The sequence below is a fragment of the Streptomyces sp. N50 genome, assembly GCF_033335955.1.
Classification (GTDB): domain Bacteria; phylum Actinomycetota; class Actinomycetes; order Streptomycetales; family Streptomycetaceae; genus Streptomyces.
In genome coordinates this window covers 1,839,360-1,858,088 of record NZ_CP137549.1, presented here as the reverse complement: position 1 = coordinate 1,858,088, position 18,729 = coordinate 1,839,360, and the positions used below count along the sequence as shown (strand labels likewise).

At 70.3% G+C, this 18,729-nt stretch carries 16 protein-coding genes; 7 read left to right on the top strand and 9 right to left on the bottom strand.

Features of this window, described 5'->3' with window-relative positions; all coding sequences use genetic code 11:
- The first annotated feature begins 171 nt into the window (after positions 1 to 171).
- From R2B38_RS07930 to R2B38_RS07915, 4 genes are all read left to right on the top strand, one after another.
- A complete protein-coding gene (locus R2B38_RS07930) occupies positions 172 to 1,632 on the top strand; it encodes an alkaline phosphatase PhoX (RefSeq protein WP_318015582.1) in 1,461 nt (486 codons plus the stop codon).
- A 353-nt stretch (positions 1,633 to 1,985) separates the two neighbouring features.
- Entirely contained in the window at positions 1,986 to 3,569 is a 1,584-nt protein-coding gene (locus R2B38_RS07925; RefSeq protein WP_318015581.1) for a TROVE domain-containing protein, read from the top strand.
- A 124-nt stretch (positions 3,570 to 3,693) separates the two neighbouring features.
- A complete protein-coding gene (locus tag R2B38_RS07920; protein ID WP_033283157.1) occupies positions 3,694 to 4,341 on the top strand; it encodes a GntR family transcriptional regulator in 648 nt (215 codons plus the stop codon).
- A 13-nt stretch (positions 4,342 to 4,354) separates the two neighbouring features.
- On the top strand, positions 4,355 to 5,371 hold the full coding sequence (locus R2B38_RS07915) for a 1-aminocyclopropane-1-carboxylate deaminase (RefSeq protein ID WP_318015580.1): 1,017 nt from the start codon (positions 4,355 to 4,357) through the stop codon (positions 5,369 to 5,371).
- Here the strand turns inward: R2B38_RS07915 and R2B38_RS07910 are convergent.
- Positions 5,368 to 6,828 carry an MFS transporter gene (locus R2B38_RS07910; RefSeq protein ID WP_318015579.1) on the bottom strand — a complete coding sequence of 487 codons (1,461 nt, stop codon included), beginning with the start codon at positions 6,826 to 6,828 and terminating at the stop codon, positions 5,368 to 5,370. The two genes, R2B38_RS07915 and R2B38_RS07910, sit on opposite strands and share 4 nt — an antisense overlap.
- 137 nt (positions 6,829 to 6,965) lie before the next feature.
- Between R2B38_RS07910 and R2B38_RS07905 the strand changes: the two genes are divergently transcribed.
- A complete protein-coding gene (locus tag R2B38_RS07905) occupies positions 6,966 to 7,550 on the top strand; it encodes a helix-turn-helix domain-containing protein (RefSeq protein WP_318015578.1) in 585 nt (194 codons plus the stop codon).
- 63 nt (positions 7,551 to 7,613) lie between these two features.
- Here the strand turns inward: R2B38_RS07905 and R2B38_RS07900 are convergent, their stop codons facing one another.
- The 7 genes from R2B38_RS07900 to R2B38_RS07870 form a co-directional block, all read right to left on the bottom strand.
- Positions 7,614 to 8,801 (bottom strand): TerD family protein, encoded by a 1,188-nt coding sequence (locus R2B38_RS07900; protein ID WP_318015577.1) that lies wholly within the window; start codon positions 8,799 to 8,801, stop codon positions 7,614 to 7,616.
- An 84-nt stretch (positions 8,802 to 8,885) separates the two neighbouring features.
- Positions 8,886 to 9,875, bottom strand: coding sequence for a zinc-dependent alcohol dehydrogenase family protein (locus R2B38_RS07895; RefSeq protein ID WP_318015576.1), 990 nt, complete (start codon positions 9,873 to 9,875; stop codon positions 8,886 to 8,888).
- Complete coding sequence (locus R2B38_RS07890; protein WP_318015575.1) at positions 9,872 to 10,720, bottom strand: carbohydrate ABC transporter permease; 849 nt, start codon at positions 10,718 to 10,720, stop codon at positions 9,872 to 9,874. The genes R2B38_RS07895 and R2B38_RS07890 overlap by 4 nt, the downstream gene beginning before the upstream one ends.
- The gene (locus R2B38_RS07885; RefSeq protein ID WP_033283164.1) at positions 10,717 to 11,655 is read right to left on the bottom strand and encodes a carbohydrate ABC transporter permease; all 939 of its coding nucleotides are present in this window, start codon (positions 11,653 to 11,655) and stop codon (positions 10,717 to 10,719) included. Before R2B38_RS07885 ends, R2B38_RS07890 begins: the two co-directional genes overlap by 4 nt.
- The gene (locus R2B38_RS07880) at positions 11,652 to 13,022 is read right to left on the bottom strand and encodes a sugar ABC transporter substrate-binding protein (protein ID WP_318015574.1); all 1,371 of its coding nucleotides are present in this window, start codon (positions 13,020 to 13,022) and stop codon (positions 11,652 to 11,654) included. Before R2B38_RS07880 ends, R2B38_RS07885 begins: the two co-directional genes overlap by 4 nt.
- Positions 13,023 to 13,157: 135 nt before the next feature.
- On the bottom strand, positions 13,158 to 13,928 hold the full coding sequence (locus R2B38_RS07875) for a DeoR/GlpR family DNA-binding transcription regulator (RefSeq protein ID WP_318015573.1): 771 nt from the start codon (positions 13,926 to 13,928) through the stop codon (positions 13,158 to 13,160).
- A 269-nt stretch (positions 13,929 to 14,197) separates the two neighbouring features.
- Entirely contained in the window at positions 14,198 to 15,007 is an 810-nt protein-coding gene (locus tag R2B38_RS07870) for an NAD(P)-dependent oxidoreductase (RefSeq protein ID WP_318015572.1), read from the bottom strand.
- Between the two features lie 271 nt (positions 15,008 to 15,278).
- On the opposite strand from R2B38_RS07870, the gene R2B38_RS07865 reads away from it, so the two are divergent.
- Together R2B38_RS07865 and R2B38_RS07860 are read left to right on the top strand one after the other, a co-directional pair.
- Positions 15,279 to 16,244: a 5-dehydro-4-deoxyglucarate dehydratase gene (locus tag R2B38_RS07865; protein ID WP_318015571.1), complete on the top strand. Its 966-nt coding sequence runs from the start codon at positions 15,279 to 15,281 to the stop codon at positions 16,242 to 16,244.
- Positions 16,241 to 17,404 (top strand): hypothetical protein, encoded by a 1,164-nt coding sequence (locus R2B38_RS07860; RefSeq protein WP_318015570.1) that lies wholly within the window; start codon positions 16,241 to 16,243, stop codon positions 17,402 to 17,404. Before R2B38_RS07865 ends, R2B38_RS07860 begins: the two co-directional genes overlap by 4 nt.
- On the opposite strand, the gene R2B38_RS07855 is transcribed toward R2B38_RS07860, so the two are convergent.
- Positions 17,341 to 18,624 (bottom strand): MFS transporter, encoded by a 1,284-nt coding sequence (locus R2B38_RS07855; RefSeq protein WP_318015569.1) that lies wholly within the window; start codon positions 18,622 to 18,624, stop codon positions 17,341 to 17,343. The two genes, R2B38_RS07860 and R2B38_RS07855, sit on opposite strands and share 64 nt — an antisense overlap.
- Positions 18,625 to 18,729 lie beyond the last annotated feature (105 nt).

Here is an 18,729-nt window from a genome sequence, read left to right as displayed (position 1 = left end):
GAGTTCCATGGGTGAGCGCATACGGCTTCGTGGGTGATCTCTTACGGATTCATGGAAGAGGGCCCGGCGAAGTCGTCCGGTGTTCAACTCGTGTTCAGACATGGGCGGAAGCGTGGCGCCGACCGAGGTCCGCCACCCTCCACGGCACACCCACCGTCACAGGAGACACGCATGTCGCTCACCCGCAGGGATTTCACCGCCAAGTCCGCGATGACCGGTGCCGGGGTCGCGCTGGCGGGCAGCGTCGGCGCCCTCGCCACCGCGCCCAACGCCCTCGCCGCCACCGACTCCGACACCGAGTCGGCGGCGGACTACGGACACGACCACGGACACGGGCACACCGGCGTCGGCTACGGCCCGCTGGTCGCCGACCCGGACGGCCTCCTCGCCCTGCCCGCCGGCTTCAAATACCGCGTCATCACGTACAGCGGCAGGACCAAGCTGGAATCGGGCGAGTTCACCCCCTCGAACCACGACGGCACGTCCACCTTCGACGGCCCGCGCGGCGCCACCCTCCTCGTCAACAACCACGAGCTGGCCGGCCCCCGCGCCCAGTGGCCCCACCCGGTCCCGCTCACCGAGGGCCTCGTCTACGACCCCGCCGCGGCCGGCGGCTGCACGGTCGTCGAGGTCCGCCGCGACCACGTCGCCGAGTGGGTCGGCATCGCCGGCACCGCCACCAACTGCGCGGGCGGCAACACCCCTTGGGACACCTGGCTCACCTGCGAGGAGACCGAGGACAAGGCCGGCACCAACGGCTTCACCAAGGACCACGGTTACGTCTTCGAGGTCGACCCGGTCGACCGCCGGGCCAACCGAAGCCCCAAGCCGATCAAGGCACTTGGCCGCTACGCCCACGAGGCCGTGGTGGTCGACCCCAAGCGCGGCCACCTCTACCTCACCGAGGACGCCTCGAACCCGAACGGCCTCCTCTACCGCTGGACCCCGCCCGAGCACTTCCACCACGGCCGCGGCAAGCTCCGCACCCTCGCCGACGACGCGGGCGTCCTCCAGGCCTTCAAGTGCTTCGACTCCGGCGGCAAGTTCATCGACGACCTCTCCCGCGCCACGAAGATCGGCACGGTGTACGGCGTCGACTGGGTCGACGTTCCCGACCGCGACGCCAAGACGACCTCCGTCCGCAAGCAGTTCGCCGCCGGCGAGGTCACCCGCGCCCGCAAGCTGGAGGGCATGTGGTGGGGTGACGGCGGCACGTACATCGTCTCCTCGTTCGCCCGCACGGAGAGCCCCGTCCAGCACGACGGCGCCGTCTGGTTCTACGACCCCAAGCGCCGCACCCTCACCCTCAAGGTCCTGATCGGCGTCAACCCCGACCCGTCCGTGGACGGCGCGTTCGACGGCCCCGACAACATCACGGTCTCTCCCTACGGCGGCCTCGTCATCGCCGAGGACGGCGAGGGCGTCCAGCACCTGTTCGGCGCGACCGACTCGGGCCGCACATACCCGATCGCCCGCAACGAACTCAACATCGGCACCCAAGAGAAGCCGGAGTACAGCGAGTTCACCGGCGTGACCTTCTCACCCGACGGCAAGACCCTGTACGCGAACATCCAGACGCCGGGGATCATGCTGGCGATCACCGGTCCCTGGAAGCGGCAGAAGCGCGGCTGAACTCCCGCACCCGTTTAATTGGTTGGCCCTTCCAGAGCTGCGCCTCCTACTCTGAGATCACAACAGCACGCACCTCCCGGTGCGCAGGCCGCGGTTACTTCGTTGCAATCGAAAAAGACACCGCAGCCGTTTTTGATCTCGGGAGGCGCAGCTCATGGTGGGTGCCCGGTGCGCAGGCAACGGTTACTTCATTGGACCAGACGGTTGCGGGTTCAAGTCCCGTCATCGACTTCGGGTCGGTGTAGCTCAATTGGGTAGAGCATCTGACAAGTCCGTCGCCGCTCTCTGATCTCGGGCATCCACCTTTCGCTGCGTCTTCCTCCGAAGTACCAATGAATTCGGGGGAATTCACCATGACGCGTTTCAACACCAAGGCGGCGAAGACCCAGCCCACTTCGCGAGTCACCTCCACGGGCCGAGTGCTCCGCACCTACCAGGGCGGCCGAGGCAGTGAGCGAGACGCGCGCTCCGAGCTTTTCCTGCTCGCGGTCGCCAACTTCGTTTCCCAGCAGACCTTTTACGAGTCCGGCGCCGACCGCGACGACCGCTTCGCGACCCTCGTGCGCGAGCTCGCCGTCACCGACCCGGCCTGGACGGCCGGTCTCCTCGGCTGGCTGCGCGGCGAGGGCAACCTCCGTACGGCCGCCGTCGTCGGCGCCGCCGAGTACGTGAAGGCCCGCCTCGACGCCGGCGCCACCGACGGCCCCTCGAACCGGCAGGTCGTCGACTCCGTGCTCCGGCGCCCGGACGAGCCCGGCGAACTGCTCGCGTACTGGACCGCGCGCTACGGCCGCAACATCCCGAAGCCGGTCAAGCGCGGTGTCGCCGACGCCGTACAGCGGCTCTACAACGGCAAGTCCCTGCTGAAGTACGACACGGCGTCCAAGGGCTACCGCTTCGGCGACATCCTGAACCTGGTGCACGCGGCGCCGGACCCGGACAAGGCGTGGCAGGGCGAGCTGTTCCAGTACGCACTGGACCGCCGGCACCACCCGGACACCGCCGTACCGCCCGCGTCGAACCAAGTCCTCACCGCGCACCGCGAGTTGATGGCGCTGCCGGTCGCGCGGCGGCGCGCGGTCGTCACGGCGGCCGACGGTGCCGAGCGGCTCGCGGCGGCCGGGATGACGTGGGAGGCGCTGGCCGGGTGGCTCCAGGGCCCGATGGACAAGGCTGCGTGGGAGGCGGTCATTCCGTCCATGGGTTCGATGGCGCTCGTCCGGAACCTGCGCAACTTCGACGAGGCCGGGGTCTGTGACGAGGTCGCGGCCCGGGTCGCGGCGAAGATCAGCGACCCGGCGGAGGTCGCGCGCTCGCGGCAGTTCCCGTTCCGGTACCTCGCCGCGTACCAGCACGCGCCCTCGCTGCGCTGGTCGTACCCGCTGGAGCAGGCGCTCGGCCACTCGCTGGCCAACGTGCCCGCGCTGCCGGGCCGCACGCTGGTGCTCGTGGACCGCTCGGGTTCGATGTTCTACTCGCGGCTGTCCGACCGTTCGGAGCTCAACCGGGCCGACGCGGCGGCGATCTTCGGCACGGCGCTCGCGCTGCGGGCGGCGGACGCGGACCTCGTCGAGTTCGGCACGACCAGCAAGCGCCTGGACCTCGGCGCGGGCGAGTCGGTGCTCAGGGTCCTGGGCCGCTTCGGCGACCTGGGCGGCACCGACACCACCTCGGCGGTCCGCTCGCACTACCGGGGCCAGGACCGGGTGCTGATCATCACCGACGAGCAGGCTTCGTACAGCCACTACGGCGACCCGACCGAGCAGGTACCGGCCCATGTGCCGGTCTACACCTGGAACCTCGCCGGGTACCGGGCAGGCCACGGCCCGTCCGGCAAGGCCAACCGGCACACCTTCGGCGGCCTCTCGGACGCGGCCTTCCGGATGGTGCCGCTGCTGGAGTCGGCCCGGGACGCGGACTGGCCCTGGGCGGCCTGAGCGGCAAGAAGTGGCCCGCACTTTCACGGGGAGTGCGGGCCACACCCTTGTCCACGCGGGCACACCCTTGTCCACGCGGGCACACCCTTGCCCGGCGGAGGATTGACATCTAACATTTCAGTTCATGAACGCCCTACGGCCCGTCCCGCGCACTCTCCTCCGCGACCGCGCCTACGAAGCGATCCGCGACGCCATCGTCGCCGGTGACATCGAGCCCGGGGCGGTGGTGCGGGACGCCGATCTCGCCGAGCGGCTCGGGCTGTCGCGGGCGCCGGTGCGGGAGGCGTTCTCGCGGCTGGTGGAGGAGGGGCTGCTGGAGAGCAAGCCGCAGAGCTATACCCGGGTGACGCCGGTCGTCGCCGCCGAGGTGCGGGACGCCGCCGCCGTCGTCGGGGCCATGCACGAGTTGGTGACCCGGGTCGCCGTACCTCTCTTGCGCGACACGGACGTTGACGTCATGCGCGCGGCCAACGACCGGTTCGCCGCCGCCGTGCACGCCGGTGACGTGGACGCGGCCCTGCGCGCCGACGACGAACTCCACGACGTCCTGGTGCGGGTGAGCGGCAATCGCGCCGCCGCCGCCACCGTCGCCCGCTACACCCCGCTCATCCGCCGACTGGAGCGACGACGCTTCGGCGAGGGCGGCTCCTGCCGTTCGGCCGGGCTGCACGAGCGGCTGATCGAGGCCTGCGCGGACGGTGACACGGACGGTGCGGTCCGCGTCACGGCCGACATCTGGCACACCCTCGCGGACCTGACCGACGCCGACTGACCCTGGAGGTCTCATGTCCCTTTCCTCGTACGACCGTTACCCCCTCCTCTTCGGCCCCTCGCCCGTCCACCCGCTGGAGCGCCTCACCGCCCACCTCGGCGGCGCCTCGATGTGGGCCAAGCGCGAGGACTGCAACTCCGGTGTCGCGTACGGCGGCAACAAGACCCGCAAGCTGGAGTACCTCGTCGCCGACGCCCTCGCGAAGGGCTGCGACACCCTCGTCTCGATCGGCGGCGTGCAGTCCAACCACACCCGCCAGGTCGCGGCCTGCGCCGCCCGCGCCGGGCTCAAGTGCGTGCTGATCCAGGAGAGTTGGGTGGAGTGGCCCGACTCCGTCTACGACAAGGTCGGCAACATCCTGATCAGCCGCCTCGCCGGAGCGGACGTACGCCTGGTGAAGGCCGGGTTCGGCATCGGCTTCAAGGAGAGCTGGGAGCAGGCGCTGCGGGAGGTCGAGGAGAGCGGCGGCAAGCCGTACGCCATCCCGGCCGGCGCCTCCGACCACCCGCTCGGCGGCCTCGGCTTCGCCAACTGGGCCCACGAAGTCGCCGAGCAGGAGCGGGAGTTGGGCGTCTTCTTCGACACCGTCGTGGTGTGCTCGGTGACCGGCTCCACCCAGGCGGGCATGGTCGCCGGGTTCCGGGCGATCGAGGAGGCGGGCGGGCGCGAGCGCCGGGTGCTCGGCATCGACGCGTCGGCGAAGCCCGCCGAGACCCGGGAGCAGGTGGCCCGTATCGCGCAAGGCACCGCCCAACTGATAGGCGTCAAGCGCGAGTTGACCCTGGACGACGTCGAGCTCGACGACCGCTACCACGCCGGCATCTACGGCATCCCGGACGAGACCACCCTGGAGGCGATGCGCCTCGCCGCCCGCACCGAGGGGATGGTCACCGACCCCGTGTACGAGGGCAAGTCGATGGCCGGGATGATCGATCTCGTCGCCCGGGGCGAGATCGCCGCCGACTCCACGGTGCTCTACGCCCACCTCGGCGGCCAGCCCGCGCTGAACGCGTACAGCGCGCTGTTCTAGGCCGACTCCCGGGCGCCCTCGGCCCGTTCGGGTTTCCTGCCGGTGATCACGAACGCCGACACCAGCAGCGCGGTCAGGGCGATCAGGGCTCCGACGCCGAACGCGCGGGCCGAGCCGTGGACGAGGATCTCGGACGGTGACCCGGTCGCATGCCGGGTCGCCGTGCCGAACACCGTGACCAGGATGGACAGTCCGAGGGTGCCGCCCAGCCACTGAAGGGTCTGCAGGAGGCCCGACGCGGCGCCCGCCTCACGGGGCTCGATGCCCGCGAGGATCGTCACGTTGAGGGGCATGAAGCTGAGGCCGACGCCCACGCCCATCAGGACGAGCGGGCCGAGGAGACCGGTCAAGTAGCCGTCGCCGGGGCGTAGTTGTGAGAGCCACCCCGCCGAGGTGGCGAGCAGGGCCATGCCGGTGAGCAGCACCGGCTTGGCGCCGAAGCGGGCCAGCAGGCGCGGTACGAAGCGGACCACCGTGAAGATCGCCAGGGTGATCGGCAGAAAGGCGAAGCCCGTGCGCAACGGGCTGTAGTCCAGGACCCGTTGGCTGATCAGGGTGAGGAAGTAGAACGCGCCGAACATGCCCGCCGGCAGCAGCAGGACGCCGGCGTAGCCGCCCGCGCGGTTGCGGTCGGCGAACAGGCGCAGCGGCATGATGGGCTGGGCGGCGCGGGACTCGACCAAGGTGAAGCCCGCGAGCAGGGCCACCGCGAAACTGAACCCCAACTGCGCCTGCGTGTCGCCCCATCCGTCCGACGAGACCCGGATGAACGCGTACACCATCGAGGTCATCCCGGCGGTGCCGGTGAGCGCGCCCGCCGCGTCGAACCGGCCCGCGTGGCGCGGGGTCTCGCCGACGAAGCGGGGGAGTGCGAGGGCCACCGCGGCGCCGATCGGCACGTTGATCAGCAGCGACCAGCGCCAGGACGCCCAGGAGGTGAGCATGCCGCCGACGACCAGGCCTATCGACCCTCCGATGCCGGCCATGGAGGTGTAGATGCCGAGTGCGTGGTGACGGCGCGGGCCCTCCGGGAAGTTGGTGGTGATCAGGGCGAGGGTGTTGGGCGCGATGAGCGCGGCGCCCACGCCTTGCAGCGCGCGGGCCGCGAGCAGCCAGGCGCTGTCGCCGGCGATTCCGCCGAGCAGGGAGGAGGTCGCGAAGAGCAGGACGCCGATCGTGAGCGTACGGCGGCGGCCCACGATGTCTCCGACCCGGCTGCCCAACAGAAGCAGCCCGCCGAAGGCGAGCGTGTAGGCGTTGAGGACCCAGGACAGGCCGGTGGGGCTGAAGTCGAGGTCCTTCTGGATGTCGGGCAGCGCGACGTTGACGACGGTGGAGTCGACGCCGACCATCAGATACGCGGTCACGATGACGAAGAGGACGGTGCCGAGCCTGGCGGGCCCGGGTGGTGCGGAGAGAGGATCGGCGGTGGCGGACGGTGCGGACGGGGTGGACATGGAGTTCTCCCGGTCTGGCGTCCCCGTGTGAAAGACGTGCGGGCAGCACGGACTGCCCGCGAAGATAAGCGGGGACTGTCTCCGTTTAGTACTCGGTAAGATACGGAGACAGTCCCCGGTTCGCAAGGAGTATCTGGATGGCGCAGGTCAGACCCATGCGTGCGGACGCCCGGCGCAACTACGACCGACTGCTGAAGGTCGCGGCGGAGTCCTTCGCCGAGCACGGGGAGAACGCGTCCCTGGACGACATCGCCAAGCGCGCGGGCGTCGGGTCAGGCACCCTGTACCGGCACTTCCCGACCCGGCAGGCGCTGCTTGAGGCGGCCTACGTCGACCGGATCGAGGCGCTCGGGACCCGCGCCGACGAACTCGCGAAGGAGCTGCCCCCGGGCGAGGCGCTGGCCGAGTGGCTGTACGAGGTGTGCGTCGGCACGATCCAAGTACGCGGAATGAAGGCCCTGTTGGGCTCGGCCGTCACGGACGGCGGCAATCTCGCCCTCACGGCCTGCGCCACGCATATGAAGAGCGCGGCGCGGCGGCTGGTCGAGGCGGCGCAGCGGGAGGGCACCCTGCGTCAGGACATCGAGCCGATCGAGGTCCTGCGGCTGGCCCACGGAGTGTCGACGGCCTCGGAGTTGGCGAACGGGCAGGGGAAGTACATCCGCCGCTATCTGTCCCTGCTGACGGACGGGTTGCGGCCGGCAGCCACCCAAGGGGAGTGAACTGAACGCCGGGCGCCCCTTGTTCAGGGGCGCCCGCAGCGGTCGTAGGACTGTGTGGGGTGGTCAGAGCGCCTGGGCGGCCGGCTTCACCATGCCCCGCACCGTGCGGGACTTCACGAAGTCGCCCATCGCGGTCATGTCCCACTCGCCGGAGAACTGCTTGACCAGCTTGGCCATCATCACGCCGGTCTGGGACTCGGCGTTGGTGAGGTCGAAGCGGACCAGTTCCTCGCCGGTCGCGGCGTCCAGGAGACGGCAGTAGGCCTTGGCGACCTCGGTGAACTTCTGGCCGGAGAAGGAGTTGACCGTGAAGACCAGGCCGGTGACCTCCTGGGGGATGCGGCCGAGGTCGACGACGATCACCTCGTCGTCACCGCCGCCCTCGCCCGTGAGGTTGTCGCCGGAGTGCTTGATCGCGCCGTTCAGGATCGAGAGCTTGCCGAAGTAGCAGCTGTCGATGTGGTTGCGCTGCGGGCCGTAGGCGATGACCGAGGCGTCCAGGTCGATGTCCTTGCCTCTGTACGCGGGCTCCCAGCCGAGGCCCATCTTGACCTGGGAGAGGAGCGGGCGGCCGCCCTTGACCAGGGACACCGTCTGGTTCTTCTGGAGGCTGACGCGGCCCTTGTCGAGGTTGATCTTTCCGGCGCCGAGCGGGGGTGCGGCGGGCGGGGCCGGGGGAGCGGCGGGCGCCGGGGGTGCCACCGGGGTCTGCACCGTGGGAGCGGGTGGGGCGACCGGTGCCGCCGGAGCCGCCGCCGGTTCCTCCACCGAGACGCCGAAGTCCGTGGCGATGCCCGCCAGGCCGTTCGCATAGCCCTGGCCGACCGCGCGGGCCTTCCAGACGCCGTTGCGCAGGTAGATCTCGACGACCACCAGGGCCGTCTCGGCGCCCAGTTGAGGAGGCGTGAAGGTGGCCAGCACCGAGCCGTCCTCCGCGTTGCGGATCGTCGCCGTCGGCTCGATGCCCTGGAAGGTCTGCCCCGCGGCGTCGGGGCTCGCCGTGACGACGATCTTCTCGATCCCGGGCGGCACCGCGGCCGTGTCGACCGTGATCGCGTCCGGGGACGTACCGCCGCCGGAGCGGTACGTCACACCCGGGCCGTTCGGCTGGTTGTAGAAGATGAAGTCGTCGTCCGAGCGCACCTTGCCGTCGCCGGTGAGCAGCAGGCTCGACACGTCGAGCCGCACGGGGGCGGCGACATCCACGGCCACCCGGGAGACCGGAAGAGGGATGTTCGAGCCTGGGGTCATAGCTGTCATGGCTCGTGAACGAACGACACCGCTTTACCGTTCCCTTACCGTTGGACCGCCCCCGTTCGGCTCAGCGGACCGGGCTCAGGGGACCACCACGATCTTCCGCCCCACCCCCGCCGCGAACTGCTCCAGCGCCTGCGGATACCGCTCCAACTCGATCCGGTCGCTGATGAAGATCTCCGGGTCGAGCACCCCGTTCGCGAACAGTTCAGCCGCCCGCTCGAAGCTGTGCAGCACCGCCATGGAGCCGGTGATGGTGATCTCCTGGTTGTAGATCCGGTACGGGTCGATGGACACCCGCGTCGCGTAGTCGGCCACCCCGAACTGGAGGAACGTGCCCGCCTTCGCCACCCGGCCCAGGCCGTCCTGGATCGCCGCCGCGTTGCCGGTCGCGTCGACCACGAGGTCCCAGCCCTGCGGCTTGTCCAGCTCGTCCGCGTTCGCCGCAGAGCCGGAGACCCCGAGTGTGCGGGCGGTCTCCAGGCGGGCCGGGTTCAGGTCCACGATGTCGACGCTCGCCGCGCCGGTCCGCTTGGCCAGCTCCAGCATCATCAGGCCCATGGTCCCGGAGCCGTAGATCAGGACGTGCGCGCCGAGGCGTGACTTGAGGACGTCGTAGCCGCGTACCGCGCAGGACAGGGGTTCTACGAGGGCCGCGTCCTGGGTGCGTACGTGCTCGGGGAGCTTGACGCAGTTCGCCACCGGGGCGACGGCGTACTGGGCCGCGCCGCCCGCCGTGGTGACGCCGATCGCGGCCCAGCGTTCGCAGAGGTTGTTGTGACCGTTGCGGCACTGCCGGCACTCGTAGCAGTACAGGGACGGGTCCACGGCCACCTGGTCGCCGACCGAGACCTCGGTGACCTGGGTGCCGACCGCGACGATCTCGCCGGCGAACTCGTGGCCCGGCACGATCGGCAGCTTGGGCGCGAACTCGCCCTGGAGGATGTGCAGATCCGTGCCGCACAGCCCGCAGGCGGCGACCTCGACGACGACCTCGCGGGGGCCCGGCGTCGGGTCCGGGACCTCGGTGACGACGGCGCGGCCCACGGACTCGATGACGGCGGCCTTCATTTCACGGCTCCCAAGGAGAGGCCCTGGACCAGCTTGTCCTGGGCGGCGAACCCCGCGGCGAGCACCGGCAGGGAGATGACGAGCGACGCGGCGCACACCTTCGCCAGGAACAGGCCCTGGCTGGTGATGAAGCCGGTCAGGAACACGGGGGCGGTCTCCGCGACCACACCCGTGAGCACGCGGGCGAACAGCAGCTCGTTCCAGCTGAAGATGAAGCAGATGAGGGCTGTCGCGGCAATACCCGGGAGGGAGATCGGAGCGACCACGCGCGCGAGGATGGTCGGCAGCCGGGCGCCGTCGATCTGCGCCGCCTCGATGACGGCGACCGGGACCTCGGCGAGGAAGGACTGCATCATCCACACCGCGATCGGCAGGTTCATCGAGGTGTAGAGGATGACCAGGAGCCAGATGTTGTCCAGCATCCCGGCGTTCTTCGCGAACAGGTAGATCGGCAGCAGGCCCGCCACCACCGGGAGCATCTTCGTGGAGAGGAAGAAGAACAGGACGTTGGTCCACTTCTTCACCGGGCGGATCGACAGCGCGTAGGCCGCCGGGAACGCCAGCAGCAGCACGAAGAGCGTCGAAGCCACGGACGCGACAAGGGAGTTGACCAGCGCGGGCCAGGGGCTCGCGCCGCCTCCGGTGCCGAAGAAGTCCCGGTAGCCGTCCAGGGTGAGGGCGGCCCCGAAGGACGGCGGGTTGGTCGCCGCGTCGGCCTCCGAGTGGAAGGACGTCAGCGCCATCCAGGCGATGGGCAGGAAGAACACGATGCCGAGCACCCAGGCCACCAGGCCGAGGCCGGCGCCTTTGCGGCGGGTACGCGCGCGTACGGCGACACTGCTCATGCGCGGGACGCCTCCTCACGGAACAGGGACGACACGACGCGCAGGGCGAAGGTCGCGATGATGATCGAGCCGATGACGACCAGGACGCCGGCCGCCGAGGCGAGGCCGTTCTCGTGCGCCTGGTAGAAGCTCTGGTAGACGGTGTAGGGCAGGTTGGCGGTGCCCAGGCCGCCCGACGTGATGGTGAAGACGGCGTCGAAGTTCTGGACGATGTAGATCGAGCCCAGCAGGGCGCCGAGTTCGAGGTAGCGGCGCAGGTGCGGGAGGGTCAGATAGCGGAAGACCTGCCAGTCGCTCGCGCCGTCCACCTTCGCGGCCTCGATCTGCTGGTGGTCGCGGCTCTGCAGCCCGGCCAGCAGGATCAGCATCATGAACGGCGTCCACTGCCACACCAGGGATGCCTCGACCGCGAGCAGCGGGGTGTTGGAGATCCAGTCGGGCTGTGGGCCGCCCACATAGTGCAACAGCCCATTGAACAGGCCGTATTCAGGGTTGTAGAGCACATGCTTCCAGAGCAGGGCCGCGGCCACCGGCACCACCAGGAACGGTGCGATCAGCAGGGTGCGGACGAAGCCCCGGCCCTTGAACTTCCGGTCCAGCAGCAGTGCGAGCAGCAGGCCGAAGACCAGGCTGGCCAGCACCACCGCCACGGTGAGCAGGATCGTCGTCCACACCGAGTGGCGCAGGTCCGCGTCGGTCAGGACCTGGTGGTAGTTGTCGAGGCCGGTGAAGTGCCGGGCCTTCGGGTAGAGCGCGTTCCAGTCGAAGAAGGAGATCACCAGCGTGGCCACGAACGGGAGTTGGGTCACGACGATCATGAAGATCAGGGCGGGGAGCAGCGGGGCACGGGTGGCCCAGGCGCGCAGTCGGTCCGAGGGCTGCCGCGCGGTACGGGTCGGACTGGTGGCCAGCGGGGCCGTTGTCGTGGCGGTCATCGTCCCTCGTACTCCTTGGAGATCTGCTCGGCGAGTTTCTGGGACTTCTTCAGGGCCGAGTCGACGGACTGCCGTCCGGCGATGGCCGAACTGATCTCCTGGGAGACCTTCGTGCCGAGGTCGGTGAACTCGGGGATGTCGACGAACTGGATGCCGGGCGCGGGCCGCGGCTGCACGCCGGGGTCGTTCGGCTTGGCGCCCTCGATGGCGGCCTTCGTCATCTCCTGGAAGGCGGCGGCCTCCTTGACGTAGTCCGGGTTCGTGTACGTCGAGGCGCGCTTCCCGGCCGGCACGTTGGACCAGCCGTCCGTGTCGCCGACCAGCTGCTCGTACTGCTTGCTGGACGCCCAGGACACGAACTTCCAGGCCTTGTCGGAGTTGTGGGACGCCTTCTGGATGCCCCACGCCCACGTGTACAGCCAGCCCGAGGACTTGGTCTTCTCGACGGGGGCGGGGACGTAGCCGATCTTGCCCTTCACCGGGGAGCCCTTGGCCTCCAGCGAACCGGCCGCGGAGGTGGCGTCGTACCACATGGCGACCTTGCTCTGGGTGATGTTGTTCAGGCACTCGGCGAAGCCGGACTGGGCCGCGCCGGACTCACCGTGCTTGCGGACCAGGTCGACATAGAACTTCGTCGCCTGCTCGAACGCGGGGGAGTCGAGCTGCGCCTTCCAGTCCTTGGTGAACCAGGTCCCGCCGAAGGTGTTCACGACGGTGGTCAGGGGGGCCATCAACTCGCCCCAACCGGGCAGCCCGCGCAGGCAGATACCCTTCATGCCCGGCTTCGCGCCGTCGACCTTGGCGGCTATGTCGGCCACCTGGGTCCAGGTCGGGTGCGCGGGCATCGTGATGTTCTTCTCGGCGAGCACGTCCTTGCGGTACATCAGGAAGGACGACTCGCCGTAGAACGGCTGCCCGTAGAGCTTGCCGTCGTCGGCCGTCAGGGACTCCCGCATCGGCTTGAGGATGTCCTGCTCGTCGTAGGCCGGGTCCTTCGCGACGTACGAGTCCATCTCGTGCAGCCAGCCGTTGCGGGCGTAGATCGGGATCTCGTAGTTGGACAGGGTCGCCACGTCGTACTGGCCCGCCTGGTTGGCGAAGTCCTGGCTGATCTTGTCGCGGACGTCGTTCTCGGGCAGCACCGTGAAGTTGACCTTGATGCCGGTCTCCTTCGTGAAGTGCGGGGCCAGCTTCTGGAGTTCGGTCATCTGGGGGTTGTTGACCATGAGGACGTTGATCGAGTTGCCGCCGGATCCGGCGCCGCCCGCTCCGACCCAGCAGCCGGAGAGCAGCGGGGCGAGCAGCGTCCCTACGGCGGCCAGGGCGAGCGTGGCTCGCGGCGGCCGTCGTCGGCTCTGGGTTCGCATGGATCGCTCCTGCAGTAAGGGGAGTTGGACTTACGGATGGACTTTTTGGGTGACAAAGGCGTCGCCGGGCATGGCTGCGCCCTACGTAGTGACTCAGTTGGAATTTCAAACGGCGTTCTGGACGCTCGTGACGCCCTAGACGCGTATGACCTGTGGCCCCAGCAATGAGTAGCGGTGGGCTTCGGCCGACGGGAGCAGCGTGCTCGTGACGATCGTCTCCAGGGCGCCGATCTCAGCGAACCTGCAGAAGCTGACCGCCCCGAACTTGGTGTGCACGCCCGCGAACACGGTGCGCCGGGAGGCGCGGATGGCCTGTGCCTTGACCTCGCTGACGGCGGGGTCGGGCGTGGTCAGGCCGTGTTCGCGGGAGATGCCGTTGGCGCCGATGAAGGCGAGGTCGAGGACGAAGCCGGCGAGCATCTTCGTCGTCCAGTGGTCCACGGTGGCCAGCGTGCCGTGCCGGACCCGGCCGCCGAGCAGCAGCACCGAGGTGTTCTCCGACTCGGCGAGCACGCCCGCCACGGGCAGGGACGCGGTGACCACGGTCAGCGGCCGGTCCCTGGGCAGCGCCTCGGCGATGAGCTGGGGGGTGAAGCCCTCGTCGACGAAGACGGTCTCGGCGTCCCCGAGCAGCTCGGCCGCGGCGAGGGCGATCCGGCGCTTCTCCGGGACATGGCTGGTGGCGCGGAAGGCGAGCGTCGTCTCGAAACCGGCGCTCTCCACGGGGTAGGCGCCGCCATGCGTCCTGCGGACCAGTCCGTGGTCCTCCAGGGCCCGCAGATCCCGCCGTACGGTCTCCTTGGCCACGCCCAGCTCGGCGGCGAGCGCGGTGACGTCGACCGAGCCGGTGCGGCGCGCGGCCCGCACGATCTCCCGCTGGCGTTCCTCCGCCGAACTCGTGCTCATGGCCGACACCGCCTTTCCGCTCACCTGGAGTACTGCCCGTTCGGGCCCGGTGGGACCCTTGGGGGAAGTTCTACAGCGGGTGCGCGGCACTGACCAGGCCTGTTGCACGCCCGATGCTGCCCGTGTGTGACCGTTTACCCGGCGCTGTGCCCGTCGCGGACCTGCGCGGCTGTGCGCCGGTGCGTGAGATCGGGCAGCGTCCGTGCCCGAACATGCCTGCGGGCGGGCCCGTTCGGTGCCCGCCCGCGTCTCCGGAGTCCCTTTTTCCGTCAGTACGGCCAGATCGGCGGGTCGTTCACGAAGTGGCCGCCGAGATAGGCGTGCGCCTCGACGTCCGGCTGGAGCTCGCCCTGCTCGGCGATGATCTTCTCGGCGTACGGCTCGGAGTCGTCCCGCGGTTCGTAACCGAGCGCCCGCGCGGTCGAAAGGTCCCACCACAGGCGGGTGTTGGCGGAGGAGCCGTAGACGACGGTGTGCTGCACGTCCTCGGCGGTCAGGGCCGCGTGGAAGAGGCGGGCGCCGTCGGCGGGGCTCATCCAGATCGACAGCATGCGCACGCTGCTGGGCTCCGGGAAGCAGGAGCCGATGCGTACGGAGACGGTCTCCAGGCCGTGCTTGTCCCAGTAGAGCTGCGCCAGGTCCTCGCCGAAGGACTTCGACAGGCCGTAGAAGGTGTCGGGGCGGTGCGGGGTGTCGATGGGGATGAGCGGGTCGTCGCCCTGGGGCCTCGGCGTGTAGCCGACGGCGTGGTTGGAGGAGGCGAAGACGATGCGTGGGATGCCCTCCTCGCGGGCGGCCTCGTAGAGGTTGTACGTGCCCTCGATGTTCGACGCGAGGATCTTGTCGAACGAGGCTTCCAGGGAGATGCCGGCGAGATGGATGATCGCGTCGACGCCCTGCACGGCCTCGCGGAGCGCCGCGCGGTCGGAGAGGTCGGCGGTGATCGCGTCCGGCGCGCCCTCGATGGGGCGGACGTCCAGCAGGCGCAGCTCGTAGCCGTAGGAGGGGAGCAGGTCCCGCATCAGGGTGCCGAGTCCGCCTGCGGCGCCGGTGAGCAGAACGGTGCGGGGAGCGGGCATCCTCGGGTCTCCTTGGTGGTCGGCGGGTGGCTGGCCTCGTGGGCGGCCTCATTCGTGAACGACATTCACATGCGTGGACAAGTTAAGGATCTGTCGCCGCACCCGTCAAGTGTGGCGCGGACCTGGGAAATCCGCTCCCCTGTTGCGTATTCGCCTGCTTGACCCATCCTGAGAGGGCTCCTTAGGGTGGGCTCGTTCAGAAATGTAGACGTCGATCAGAGGAACGTACGCCTCCGGCAAGGGGGCGCATGTGTCTGCCAAGGGAGAGCCCGTGACGTCAGCCCCTCTCGCCGCCCGGCTCGGCATCCCCAGCGGGCCGCTGTTCTTCCCCGTCACCCCGTACGGCCCCGACGGCTCCGTCGATCTCGACGTCTACCGCGCGCATGTCCGCCGGGGCGTGGAGGCCGGGGCCGCCGCCGTGTTCGCGTGCTGCGGCACCGGGGAGTTCCACGCGCTGCTGCCCGAGGAGTTCGAGGCGTGCGTCCGGGCCGCCGTGGAGGCGGCCGGGGGCCGGGTGCCGGTGGTCGCGGGCGCGGGCTACGGCACCGCGCTCGCCGTACGGTACGCACGGCTCGCCGAGACGGCCGGGGCGGACGGGCTGCTCGCCATGCCGCCGTACCTCGTGGTCGCCGGGCAGGAGGGGCTGCTGCGGCACTACCGTGAGGTGGCCGCGGCGACCGCGCTGCCCGTCATCGTCTACCAGCGCGACAACGCGGTGTTCACGCCCGCGACGGTGGTCGAACTCGCCCGCACCGAGGGCATCATCGGCTTCAAGGACGGCCTCGGCGACCTCGACCTGATGCAGCGGATCGTGAGCACGGTCCGCGCCGAAGTCCCGGGCGAATTCCTCTACTTCAACGGACTGCCGACCGCCGAACAGACCCAGCTCGCGTACCGGGGCATCGGCATCACCCTCTACTCCTCCGCCGTGTTCTGCTTCGTCCCCGAGATCGCGCTCGCCTTCCACCGCGCGCTGGCGACCGGCGACGACACCACGGCGAACCGTCTCCTGGACGGCTTCTATCTACCGTTCGTCGAACTCCGCGCCCAGGGCCGGGGTTACGCCGTCTCGCTGGTCAAGGCGGGCGTACGGATGCGGGGGCTGGACGTAGGCGAGGTCCGCCCACCCCTCACCGAGCCGACCGAGGACCACGTCAAACAGCTGGCCCAACTCATCGAGCGCGGCTATACGTTGATCGAGTCGCAGATCCCCGCCGGGATGGAGGAGGGCGCGTGAAGGCATCGGCATTCGTCTACCCCTGGGACGTCGACGGCGACCCCGAGGCGGGCGCCAGGATCGCCGAACTCGGCGTCCAGCAGGCGACCTTGGCCTCCGCGTACCACTCCACGCGCGCGCTGACCCCCCGCCACCCGCGCCACCGCGTCGTCACCGCCGAGCACGCGGCCGTCCTCTACCCGCCGGACGACCGTTGGCAGGGACGGGAGTTGAGGCCGTACCCGGCGGGCGACTGGGCGCCGGGCGATGCCTACGGGGAGGCCGCGGCCGCCCTCGCGGAAGCGGGCCTGGAGGTGCACACCTGGGTGGTGCTGGCCCACAACTCCCGTCTGGGCGCGGACCATCCGGACACCTCGGTGGTCAACGCCTACGGCGACCGCTACCCCTGGGCACCCTGCGTCGCGCAGCCCACCACGCGCGCGTACCTCGTCGACCTCGCCGCCGAGGCGGCCGTACGCCCCGGCGCGCGCGGCACCGAACTGGAGTCCCTCGGCTGGTACGGCCTCGCCCACCTGCACGCCCACGACAAGACCGCCGGGGTCGGGCTCGGTGACGCCGGCCAGTACCTCATGTCCCTGTGCTTCTGCCCGACCTGCCAGGCGGGCTACGGCGAACAGGGCCTCGACGCCGAGGAGTTGGCGGCCGTCGTACGCGCCGCGCTGGAACCCGCGTGGCAGGGCGCGCCCTCCGACGGCGGCTGGGCGGGGGTCGAGAAACTCCTCGGCGACGCGAACGCGACGGCCACGCGCGCGTGGCGCGACGAGCGGGCCCGCACCCTCCAGGAGACGGCGGTCGCGGCGGTCCGGGCCGCCGCACCCGCCGACTTCCAGGTCCTGCTCCACGCGGACCCGGAGTCGTACCACTGCGGCGCCAACGCGGGCGTGGACCCCGCACACATCCTCTCGGTGGCCGACGGCGTGGTCGTGCCCTGCACGGCGGGCGCGGGCCTCCTGACCCCGTTCGCCGAACAGGGCGTGGACGGGGCCGTGTTGGCCGCCAACTTCACGGTGGTCTCCGGCATGGGGGGACGGCCGGGGGTACTTGCGGCAGACGCGGAACGGGCCCGGAGTCTCGGGGCGACCGAACTGCGGCTGTATCACGCGGGGTTGGCGTCGGAGGGGGACTTGGGCGAGGTGCGGGGGGCATTGGGCGGGCTCTGAGGCTCGTCCGGTGTGGGCAGCGGCGCCGAAGGCACCCCCGTTCCCAGCACCGCCAAGGACAGGCCCGTTGCGAGCAGCGCCACCCCGATCAGTACCAACAGCACCCGGAAGTCGGCCAGTTCGACCAGTGCGGCCCCCGCCCCCAGCCCGATCACGTTGGGCGTGAAGATCAGGGTGTTCGCGGTGGCCGTGGCCCGGCCGAGCAGCGGACCCGGCAACTCCCGCTGTACCGCGGTGAACGCGGCGATCAGCACGCACGGCAGTCCCAGGCCGATCGCCGCGGCGCCTGCCAGGACCACCGCGTCGGACGGCACCGCACGCGCGGCCACCGCGACCCCCGTGAGCGCGATCCCGGCCGCCCCGAACCGCCGTTCGCCGAGCCGTCGTAGAGCGGGTCCGGAGACGAGGCCGACCGCCACCGAGCCGGTGCCCTGGGCCGCGTACAGCACGCCGGTGTACGTGGGCGCGTGGCCCAGGCCGCCGACGATCGCGTAGGTCGTGGAGCTGCTCAGGGAGGCGAGGAACATCGTGGTCCCGCCCGCCAGGACCAGCGGGCGCAGCAGGGGGTGTCCCCACAACTCGCGTACGCCTTCGGTGGTTTGGGTCCGCCAGGTGCCGGTGGGGCGTCGCGGTCGTTCCTCCCGCGCGCGGATGAGCAGCCAGAGGGCCGCCGCCAGCGCGAACGTGACCGCGTCCAGCGCGGCCACCGTGGGGCCGCCGAACGCCGCGTACAGGCCCGCGCCCGTCAGCGGCGCGACCAGTTTCATGCCTTCCACGGCCGTCATCCGCAGTCCGTTGAAGTCGCCGAGGAGGTCGCGGTCGACGACGGCGGCGAGGAGGGCGGACTCGGCGGGGTCCTGGACGACGACGGTGGTGCCGTAGACGAACAGGACCGCGAAGAGCAGCCACAGGTCGGCGCGGGAGTGGACGGCGGAGAGGGTGAGGAGGAGGGCGGCCAGGCCGAGGTTGGTCCTGATCAGCAGGGGTTTGCGGCGGACGCGGTCGGCGATCGTGCCGAGGGCCGGGCCGAACAGGGTCGGGGCCCACACGGCGAAGGTGCACAGCGCGGCGAGGCCGTTCGAGGCGGTGAGGTCCTTCACCCACACGCCGGCCGCGAGCCCGAGCGCGGACGTGCCGAAGGCGGACACGATCAGGCCCGCGAGATACAGCCCCGCGTTGCGGTCCCGCAGGATGCGGGTCACCGTCCAGTTTGTCGTCATGCCTGGTCATCGTGGGTCTAAGGCGGGGGTGGCGGCATCGGGCAGGTGCCGTAGAAACGCGCGGTGGGGGAGGCGCGGCGGGGCTGTGCGATGAGTTTCGGGGCC